The 7,556-nt window shown below is 71.8% G+C and carries 11 protein-coding genes; 8 read left to right on the top strand and 3 right to left on the bottom strand.

The annotated features are described in order from the left end of the window. Positions 1-80 precede the first annotated feature (80 nt). Both rpsN and rpmB read right to left on the bottom strand, forming a co-directional pair. On the bottom strand, positions 81-386 hold the full coding sequence (rpsN, locus tag ACFWRV_RS35750) for a 30S ribosomal protein S14 (RefSeq protein ID WP_384340269.1): 306 nt from the start codon (positions 384-386) through the stop codon (positions 81-83). After that, complete coding sequence (gene rpmB, locus ACFWRV_RS35745) at positions 386-622, bottom strand: 50S ribosomal protein L28 (RefSeq protein WP_030584778.1); 237 nt, start codon at positions 620-622, stop codon at positions 386-388. The genes rpsN and rpmB overlap by 1 nt, the downstream gene beginning before the upstream one ends. 70 nt (positions 623-692) lie before the next feature. Here rpmB and rpmG point away from each other — a divergent pair, with 70 nt between their 5' ends. The 5 genes from rpmG to ACFWRV_RS35720 all read left to right on the top strand — a co-directional run bounded on the left by rpmG (position 693) and on the right by ACFWRV_RS35720 (position 4,354). Further along, positions 693-857 (top strand): 50S ribosomal protein L33, encoded by a 165-nt coding sequence (rpmG, locus tag ACFWRV_RS35740; RefSeq protein ID WP_006129270.1) that lies wholly within the window; start codon positions 693-695, stop codon positions 855-857. A 65-nt stretch (positions 858-922) separates the two neighbouring features. Continuing rightward, positions 923-1,177, top strand: coding sequence for a type B 50S ribosomal protein L31 (locus ACFWRV_RS35735; RefSeq protein WP_384340266.1), 255 nt, complete (start codon positions 923-925; stop codon positions 1,175-1,177). After that, positions 1,174-2,328, top strand: coding sequence for a CobW family GTP-binding protein (locus tag ACFWRV_RS35730; protein ID WP_384340264.1), 1,155 nt, complete (start codon positions 1,174-1,176; stop codon positions 2,326-2,328). Before ACFWRV_RS35735 ends, ACFWRV_RS35730 begins: the two co-directional genes overlap by 4 nt. A gap of 72 nt (positions 2,329-2,400) precedes the next feature. Further along, positions 2,401-2,649: a 30S ribosomal protein S18 gene (gene rpsR / locus ACFWRV_RS35725; RefSeq protein WP_384340262.1), complete on the top strand. Its 249-nt coding sequence runs from the start codon at positions 2,401-2,403 to the stop codon at positions 2,647-2,649. Between the two features lie 88 nt (positions 2,650-2,737). Then, the gene (locus ACFWRV_RS35720; RefSeq protein ID WP_384340260.1) at positions 2,738-4,354 is read left to right on the top strand and encodes an MFS transporter; all 1,617 of its coding nucleotides are present in this window, start codon (positions 2,738-2,740) and stop codon (positions 4,352-4,354) included. Positions 4,355-4,568: 214 nt separating this feature from the next. On the opposite strand, the gene ACFWRV_RS35715 is transcribed toward ACFWRV_RS35720, so the two are convergent. Beyond that, positions 4,569-5,012 carry a subtilase-type protease inhibitor gene (locus tag ACFWRV_RS35715; protein ID WP_384340258.1) on the bottom strand — a complete coding sequence of 148 codons (444 nt, stop codon included), beginning with the start codon at positions 5,010-5,012 and terminating at the stop codon, positions 4,569-4,571. Between the two features lie 577 nt (positions 5,013-5,589). Here ACFWRV_RS35715 and ACFWRV_RS35710 point away from each other — a divergent pair. From ACFWRV_RS35710 to ACFWRV_RS35700, 3 genes are all read left to right on the top strand, one after another. Further along, positions 5,590-6,390 carry an ABC transporter ATP-binding protein gene (locus ACFWRV_RS35710; RefSeq protein WP_384340281.1) on the top strand — a complete coding sequence of 267 codons (801 nt, stop codon included), beginning with the start codon at positions 5,590-5,592 and terminating at the stop codon, positions 6,388-6,390. A gap of 8 nt (positions 6,391-6,398) precedes the next feature. Further along, a complete protein-coding gene (locus ACFWRV_RS35705) occupies positions 6,399-7,373 on the top strand; it encodes an iron-siderophore ABC transporter substrate-binding protein (RefSeq protein ID WP_384340256.1) in 975 nt (324 codons plus the stop codon). A gap of 2 nt (positions 7,374-7,375) precedes the next feature. Then, a partial coding sequence (locus tag ACFWRV_RS35700) for a hypothetical protein (RefSeq protein ID WP_384340254.1) occupies positions 7,376-7,556 on the top strand: 181 nt, incomplete at its 3' end.

Raw genomic sequence — 7,556 nt, 5'->3', positions numbered from 1 at the left:
TGGTGGCACTGCGGACCCCTCGCGCCACCACCCGCTCACCGGGCACGCTCAGCCCGGTGCGGCCGGGAAGCCGGCCGGTGTCACCAGGAGGACTTGGTCACTCCCGGCAGGAATCCCGCGTGGGCCTGCTCCCGCATCCGGACCCGGGAGAGGCCGAACCTGCGCAGGTACCCGCGGGGCCGGCCGTCGACGCCGTCCCGGTTGCGGACCCGGGTGGCGCTGGCGTCGCGCGGTTGACGTCGCAACTCCTCGACGGCCGCGGCACGTTCGCGCTCCGGTGTACCGGGCCGGCGGATGATCTCCTTCAGCTCGGCCCTGCGGGCCGCGTACCGCTCGACGGTCGCCCGGCGACTGTCGTTCCGCGCGATCTTGCTCTTCTTCGCCATCAGACCTTCCCTCCCCGCGCACGGATGCGCGCGACCGCGGCTTCGATGCCGATGCTGTCGACGGTCTTGATCGCCCGGGCACTCAGCGTGAGCCGCACATACCGGCCCTCACCGGGCAGCCAGTACCGCTTGCGCTGGACATTCGGGTCGAACCGGCGGGACGTCCGGCGGTGCGAGTGGGAGATGTTGTTGCCGAATCCCGGCTTCGAGCCGGTCAGTTGGCAGTGGGCGGACATGAAAGTTACCTGCCTCTCCTTCGACGCATCCATTATTGAAAATGGAAACCATTGCCATATAGTAGCGCCCATGGCTCGCAACGAAGTACGCCCGGTCATCAAGCTCCGCTCCACCGCGGGGACCGGCTACACCTACGTCACCCGCAAGAACCGGCGGAACGACCCCGACCGGATGGTGCTGCGCAAGTACGACCCGGTCGCCCGTCGCCATGTCGACTTCCGCGAGGACCGCTGAGGCCCGCCCGGTACCCACCCATCCCTGAGGCCCCATCCCTGGGGCCCCCACCCGAGGACACCGTCATGAAGCCCGGAATCCATCCCTCCTACGGCCCCGTCGTCTTCCGCGACAAGGCCGCCGACTTCGCGTTCCTGACCCGCTCGACCATGACCAGCGACCGCACCGTCACCTGGGAGGACGGCAACACCTACCCGGTGGTCGACGTGGAGATCTCCTCCGCGAGCCACCCCTTCTACACCGGCACCGCCCGCGTCCTGGACACCGCCGGACGCGTCGAGCGCTTCGAGCGCCGCTACGGACGGGGTGGGGCCCGGTGAGCGGGCACCGCACGAAACTCCCCGTCGTCATCGTCTGCGGCCTGCACTCCGAGGCCCGCCGCGACGTCGTGGACGGGCTGCTGCGGGACGTACCGCACAGCGTCGCGCTCCACCACGACCTGTCGACGGCCACCGGCGGCTCGGTCCGGCGCTCCCTGCGGGACGCCGGCGGCGAGCTGTCCTCCGGCGAGGCGCCGCTGGTGAACGCATGCGCCTGCTGCGCGCTGCGCGAGGACCTCGTCCCGGAACTCGAACGGCTCGCGGGAGACGGGGTGACGCGGCTCGCCGTCCTGGAGCTCTGGGACTCGGTCGAGCCGAAGTCCATGGCCGAGGTGATCGCCGCGCACACCGACGCCGCCGAGGTGACCAACGTGTTCACGGCGATCGATCCCACGCTCGTCCTGCCCTGCCTCTCCAACGGCGACGACCTCGCCGAGGCCGGTCTCGCGGCGGCGCCGGCCGACCAGCGGACCGTCGGCGACACGTGGGCCCGGCAGGTGGAGTACGCCCCCGTCCTGGCCGTGGCGCCGAGCCCGGCGGCCGACGACGAGGACCGCGCGCTGATCCGGCAGCTGAACCCGACAGCCCGTCGGGTACGAGCCGGATCACCGGAGTTGGCGCGGCTCGCGTTCGCCGGGTTCGACGTGGAAGCGGCCGCAGCGGGCCAGCACCCGGCCTGCGCGCTGCTGCCGCAGGAAGCGGAGGAGGCCGGGGTGGGCACGCTCGTCTGGCGGCGGCACCGGCCGTTCCATCCCGGGCGCCTGCTCGACGCGCTGGAGGATCTGAGCTGCGCGGCCGCCCGCAGCCGGGGCCGGTTCTGGCTCGCGGACCGGCCCGACACCCTGCTCTCCTGGGATGCCGCGGGCGGCGCGCTCTGCGTGGAGAACACCGGCCCCTGGCTCGCCTCGCTCCCCGACGCCGCCTGGTCCATGGTGCCTCCCTACCGGCAGGCCGCCGCCGCCCTGGACTGGCACCCCGAGCACGGCGACTGCTGCCAGCACCTGGTCTTCGTCTCCCCCGGCCTCGACCGCGAGGGACTGACCGGTCTGCTGGACTCCTGCCTGCTCACGGACGAGGAGTACGGGTCGGGCCGGGAGACGTGGAAGAACCTGCCCGCCGCCTTCGACGCGCTCCTGGACCCGGTGCACTGACACCGGGCGACCACCCGCGTACCCCCGCGCGCCGCGCTTTCACCACCAGCACACCGAACACGAGGAAGCCTCATGGCACGTCAGCACAACGCCCGCACACCGCTCAAGAACCGGCCGAACCCCCTGGACGCCGCCGGGATCACGTACATCGACTACAAGGACACCGATCTGCTGCGGCGGTTCATCTCCGACCGGGGGAAGATCCGCAGCCGCCGGGTCACCCGGATCAGCGCCCAGCAACAGCGCCAGATGGCCGCGGCCGTCAAGAACGCCCGCGAGATGGCCCTGCTGCCGTACTCCGGGTCCCCGGGCGGCAAGTAGCACGCGGCGGGCGGGCCACGACCCTTGCGGCGGCGGGGCCGTGGCGGCTCGGGATGCAGCACGGTGGCCACCCGGTGAACATGGTCGTATGGGCAGAGACATTCCCGGCAAGGACGCACCGGGCCCGACCTCGTCGGATCCGGGAGCAGCGGGCCGACGGGACGGCCCGCCGAACCAGGGCCTCGCGCTCGCCGCCATGCTGTTCGCGGTGTCGATGACGTTCATCGACCAGACCATCGTCGCGATCGCCGCCCCGGACATCATCGACGAACTCGGCCTCACCTCCTCGCAGATGCAGTGGGTCGTCAACGCCTATCTGCTCACGCTCGCCGCCTTCTTCGCGCTGGGCGGGCGGTTGTCCGACATCTTCGGGCACCGCCGCGTGATGCTGATCGGCACGCTGGTCTTCGTCATCGCCTCCGCGCTCTGCGGCGCGGTGCCCGACGGGGACTTCGCGCAGGCCTGGCTGATCGGCTTCCGGGCCGTCCAGGGCATCGGCGCGGCCCTGATGTTCCCCGCCGCGCTCGCCGTGGTCATCGCCGTGTTCCCGGTGGAGCGGCGCGGGCGGGCACTGGCGCTGTTCTTCGGGGTGTCCGGGGCACTCACCGCGGTCGGGCCGCTGCTCGGCGGCTGGCTCACCGGGTGGACCTGGCGGGCGATCTTCTGGGTCAACGTCCCGATCGCCGTCATCGCGGTCGTCCTGGCCCTCCTGGCCCGTATCCCGGACCGGGCCCGTCGCGAGCCGCTGGACCTGGCCGGAGCGGCCCTGATCGCCATCGGCATGGGGCTGACGGTGCTCGGCCTGCAGCAGGCGTCGACCTGGGGCTGGGACTCCGTCGCCACCTGGGCCTGTATCGCGGGTGGGCTGGTGGTGCTGGCGGTCTTCTGCCGGTTCGAGCTGCGCACCCGCTTCCCGTTGATCAAACTGCGGGTCTTCCGCGACCTGGCGTTCAGTGTCGACAACGCCGTGCTGTTCTTCGCCATGATGGCGTTCGTCCCGGTCTTCTTCTTCGCCTCCGTGTACGCGCAGGTCTCGCTGAGCGCGTCGCCGAACCAGGCGGCCCTGTACCTCCTGTACTTCTTCATCGGTTTCGGGCTGGCCTCCCAGTGGGGCGGCCGGATCCTCGACAAGCGCGGCGCCCGCCCCGCGATGAAGCTGGGCACGGCGCTCGGCGCGGTCGGGTTCGCCCTGTGGGCGGGGAAGTTGACCACGCTGTCCATGCACGACCAGTGGCTGTACGCGGCCATGGCCGGCGCGGGTATCGGCCTGCTGCTGGCGCCGGCCTCGACGGACGCGGTGAACCGGGCGATCGACGCCAGTTACGGCGAGGTCACCGGCATCACCCAGACCGTGCGGAACTTCGCGGCCAGCATCGGACTGGCCGTCTACGGCACCATGTTGACCCATACGACGATCACCAAGGTGGACGAGACCCTGCGGGAGCGGGGCGTACCGGACGGGGCGTCGCAGGATGCCGCCGAGTCCATCGCGCAGTCGGTGACCGGTCAGGGGGACTCCCGGGGGCCGTCCGGTTCGGGACCGGTGGCGGAGACCGTACGGGACTCGATGTCGGCGATCCGGATGGACTTCGCCGAGGCGAACCAGTGGGTCTTCTACGGGATGGCCATCGCCCTGGGTATCGCGTTCCTGATCTCGCTGCGTCACCCGGGGACCCGGGTGACGGGGGAGCCTTCCGGCCAGTGAGCGGTACGCCCCGGGGCGGGCGGAGGGTGGTGACGACCGACCGGGTCGGGTCGCTGCCGGCCGCGGCGGAAACGGCAGGGGCGACCGCAGGGGTCCCGGTCGTCGCGGACGGGGGCGGCGTGTGCGGGGCACGCCGGGCGGGGCGGAACGCCGGACGCGGTCGGGCGGGACGGTGTGGTGCTCCGTCACCCGGGCGTCAGCAGGCCCCGGTGGATCAGAAGGCGAAGACGGCGTTGCCGTTCATGCTGCCCGCCATCTCGCAGGCGTTGCCGTACGTGGTGCTGAACCGGACCGGCTTGCCCTGCCAGACGCCGTGGGCGGTCACCACGACCGGGTCCCACTGGCGGGTACAGGTCCGGTTCGACGGTCCGGCGGTGAGTTCAGCGAACTCCCCCTGGACCGAGGCCAGTTCCTTGCAGGCCGCGGCGGGAGAGGGGTGCGTTCCCACGGCGGTGGGGGCGCAGGCGAGCGTCACGGCCCGCTCGACGGTGGCGGTCAGCGGGTCCTCGCCCCGGGCGACGGTGAGGACGAGCGCGGAGGGTGCGTAGAGGCTCTCCGCCTTCGCCGGTGCGGCCTGCGCGGTGGCGGTCGCGAAACCACCGAGCAGAAGGGTGCTCGCCGTGATGGTTGCGAAGATGGCGTGAGGGTTGCGGCGCATTGGTGAAAACTCCTTGGTTGAGTGCCTGATTGCGGTCAGGAGTCTTACGCATGCGGAAAGTAGGCGCACATCGACGGCCAGCTTCCAGCCGCAGACGGGTGTTCGACCCGACCGAATGGTCATTCGGGCAGCTCAGAGGCCTCGCGCGAGACGTCCAGCATATGGACAATATTCAGCGGTTCAATCCGAAACGACCGCCTGACCTGCGAATACGCCAGAGCCTCCCGATGCGCCAAACCGCCGCTTCGGCCGGAAAGTACCGCCGTCCGGGGATTCCCGCGCCACATCCGCGCCGTCGGCCACGCTCACGGCAGCCCCGTCGGCGGCCATCCGGCGGTCGGCGCACCCTCCGAGGATCACGCGGAGGACACGATTCCGAATCCCCCTTGACCAAGGTAATTTAGGTTAGGCTAACCTCACGGTCGTGATCGCTCCTGCCCTCGACCGAGAAGACCCACCGCCGCGTCGGCGCTCCGCGCCCGCTGCCGGTGCCACCGCGCTGCCCGCCGAAGCCGAGCTCGGTCCGGCCGCCTCCCTCGCGGCCCCCGAACCCGACGCCGGCCTCGATGCCCGCGACATGACGATCGCGTACGACCGCACCGACGTCGTGCACGGCGCCGACCTCCGGCTGCCGCGCGGTCGCGTCACCGCGCTCATCGGGCCGAACGGCAGCGGGAAGTCCACCCTGTTGCGGGCCGTGGCCCGGCTGCACAAGGCCCGTACCGGCAGCGTGACCGTGGCGGCCGGGGCCGAGGGCGACGCGCCCGTCGACGCCCTCGCCCTGTCGCGCTCCGACTTCGCCCGCCGCGTGACCCTGCTCGCGCAGAGCCGGAACGCACCGGCCGGGCTCAGCGTGCGGGACGTGGTCGGATTCGGCCGGCACCCCTACCGGGGCCGGATCCGGGGAACCGACCCGGACGGTGCCCGGATGGTCGAGCACGCGCTCACCGTCACCAACCTCGCCGACTTCGCCGACCGCGGGGTGGAGAGCCTGTCCGGCGGGCAGTTGCAGCGCGTCTGGTTCGCCTGCTGCCTGGCCCAGGACACCGACGTGCTCCTCCTCGACGAGCCGACCACCTATCTCGACCTGCGCTACCAGGTCGAGATCCTCGACCTCGTCCGCGACCTCGCCGACACCCACGGCGTCACCGTCGGGGTCGTGCTCCACGACCTGGACCAGGCCGCCGCCGTGGCCGACCAGGTCGTCCTCCTCTCGTCCGGGCGGATCGTCGCCGCGGGCACGCCCGCCGAGGTCTACGCCCCCGAGCGGCTCAGCGACGCCTACGGCATCCGCATCGACGTCGAACCCGACTCCTCCACCGGCATCCCGCGCACCCGCGCGGTCGGCCGTCACCACCTTCGTTCCGAAAGGCCCTGAACACCCTCATGAAGAACCAGCACCTGACGTGGCCCGTCCTCGCCGCCGCGGCCGCGCTCGCCCTCACGGCCTGCGGCACCACGGAGGCGCCGAAGAAGGAGTCCGCCGGGGACGACGCGGTGACCATCACCGACTCCCGCGGCAAGAAGATCACGCTCGACGGGCCGGCCAAGCGCGTCGTCGGCACCGAGTGGAACGTCGTCGAGACCCTGGTGACCCTCGGCGTGCAGCCGGTCGGCGTCGCCGACGTCAAGGGCTACACCGCGTACGACACGGCGGCCCCGCTCGCCAAGGGCGTCAAGGACATAGGCACCCGTGGGGAGCCCAGCGTCGCCACGGTCGCCGGCCTCAAGCCCGACCTCATCGTCGCCACCACCGACCTGTCCGACTCGGCCATCGCGCAGCTGTCGAAGGCCGCCCCGGTCGCGGTGGTGCGCTCGGCCGACGCGAGCCGGCAGATCGACCAGATGGTCGACACCGTCACCCTCATCGGCCAGGCCACCGGCACCGAGGACAAGGCCGCGTCCGAGATCGACTCCTTCCGCAAGGCGGTCGCGGACGGCAGGAAGAAGCTCAAGGACGCCGGGCTCGACGGCGAGAAGGTCGCCTTCGCCGACGGCTGGCAGGAGGGCAACCAGGTCTCGGTGCGCCCGTACGTCAAGGGCTCGCTGCTCTCCGACGTGAACACCGAACTCGGCCTGGTCGACCCGTGGAAGCTGGAGGGCGACAAGGCCTACGGCCTGGCGGCGACCGACGTCGAGGGCCTCACGAAGATCGGCGACGCGCAGTTCGCCTACATCGCCAACGATGCCGACGGCGGCGACCCGTTCGCCGACGGCCTCAAGGACAACGCGGTGTGGAAGTCCCTCCCGTTCGTCAAGAACGACGAGGTCCACCGGCTGCCCGACGGCGTCTGGATGTTCGGCGGCACCGCGTCGATGCGCGAGTACATCGACGCCCTCGTCGGCGCGCTGACCGCCTGACGATGAGCACCCGCACCACAACCGCCCCGCCCGCCCCCGTGAAGACGGTGGCGGGCGCGGCCCGGCCGGCCGGGGCCGTGGACCCCCGGCCCGCCGGCCCCCCGGCCCGCCGCGGCCGGGTGTTCCTCCACGCGCTCGCGGGGCCCGTCGCCCAGGCCACCCACCCCGGCCGGCACCGGGGCC

Source organism: Streptomyces sp. NPDC058576, from assembly GCF_042718715.1.
Lineage (GTDB): Bacteria > Actinomycetota > Actinomycetes > Streptomycetales > Streptomycetaceae > Streptomyces.
The sequence above is the reverse complement of the archived record's forward strand: the minus strand, read 5'-3'. Positions and strand labels throughout refer to the sequence as shown.

Coding starts and splice junctions, on each gene's coding strand:
- rpsR (WP_384340262.1), top strand. CDS start 2,401: ATGGCACGTCAGCACAACGCCCGCACACCGCTCAAGAACCGGCCGAAC.
- rpsN (WP_384340269.1), bottom strand. CDS start 386: ATGGCGAAGAAGAGCAAGATCGCGCGGAACGACAGTCGCCGGGCGACC.
- ACFWRV_RS35715 (WP_384340258.1), bottom strand. CDS start 5,012: ATGCGCCGCAACCCTCACGCCATCTTCGCAACCATCACGGCGAGCACC.
- ACFWRV_RS35720 (WP_384340260.1), top strand. CDS start 2,738: ATGGGCAGAGACATTCCCGGCAAGGACGCACCGGGCCCGACCTCGTCG.
- ACFWRV_RS35735 (WP_384340266.1), top strand. CDS start 923: ATGAAGCCCGGAATCCATCCCTCCTACGGCCCCGTCGTCTTCCGCGAC.
- ACFWRV_RS35710 (WP_384340281.1), top strand. CDS start 5,590: ATGACGATCGCGTACGACCGCACCGACGTCGTGCACGGCGCCGACCTC.
- ACFWRV_RS35705 (WP_384340256.1), top strand. CDS start 6,399: ATGAAGAACCAGCACCTGACGTGGCCCGTCCTCGCCGCCGCGGCCGCG.
- rpmG (WP_006129270.1), top strand. CDS start 693: ATGGCTCGCAACGAAGTACGCCCGGTCATCAAGCTCCGCTCCACCGCG.
- rpmB (WP_030584778.1), bottom strand. CDS start 622: ATGTCCGCCCACTGCCAACTGACCGGCTCGAAGCCGGGATTCGGCAAC.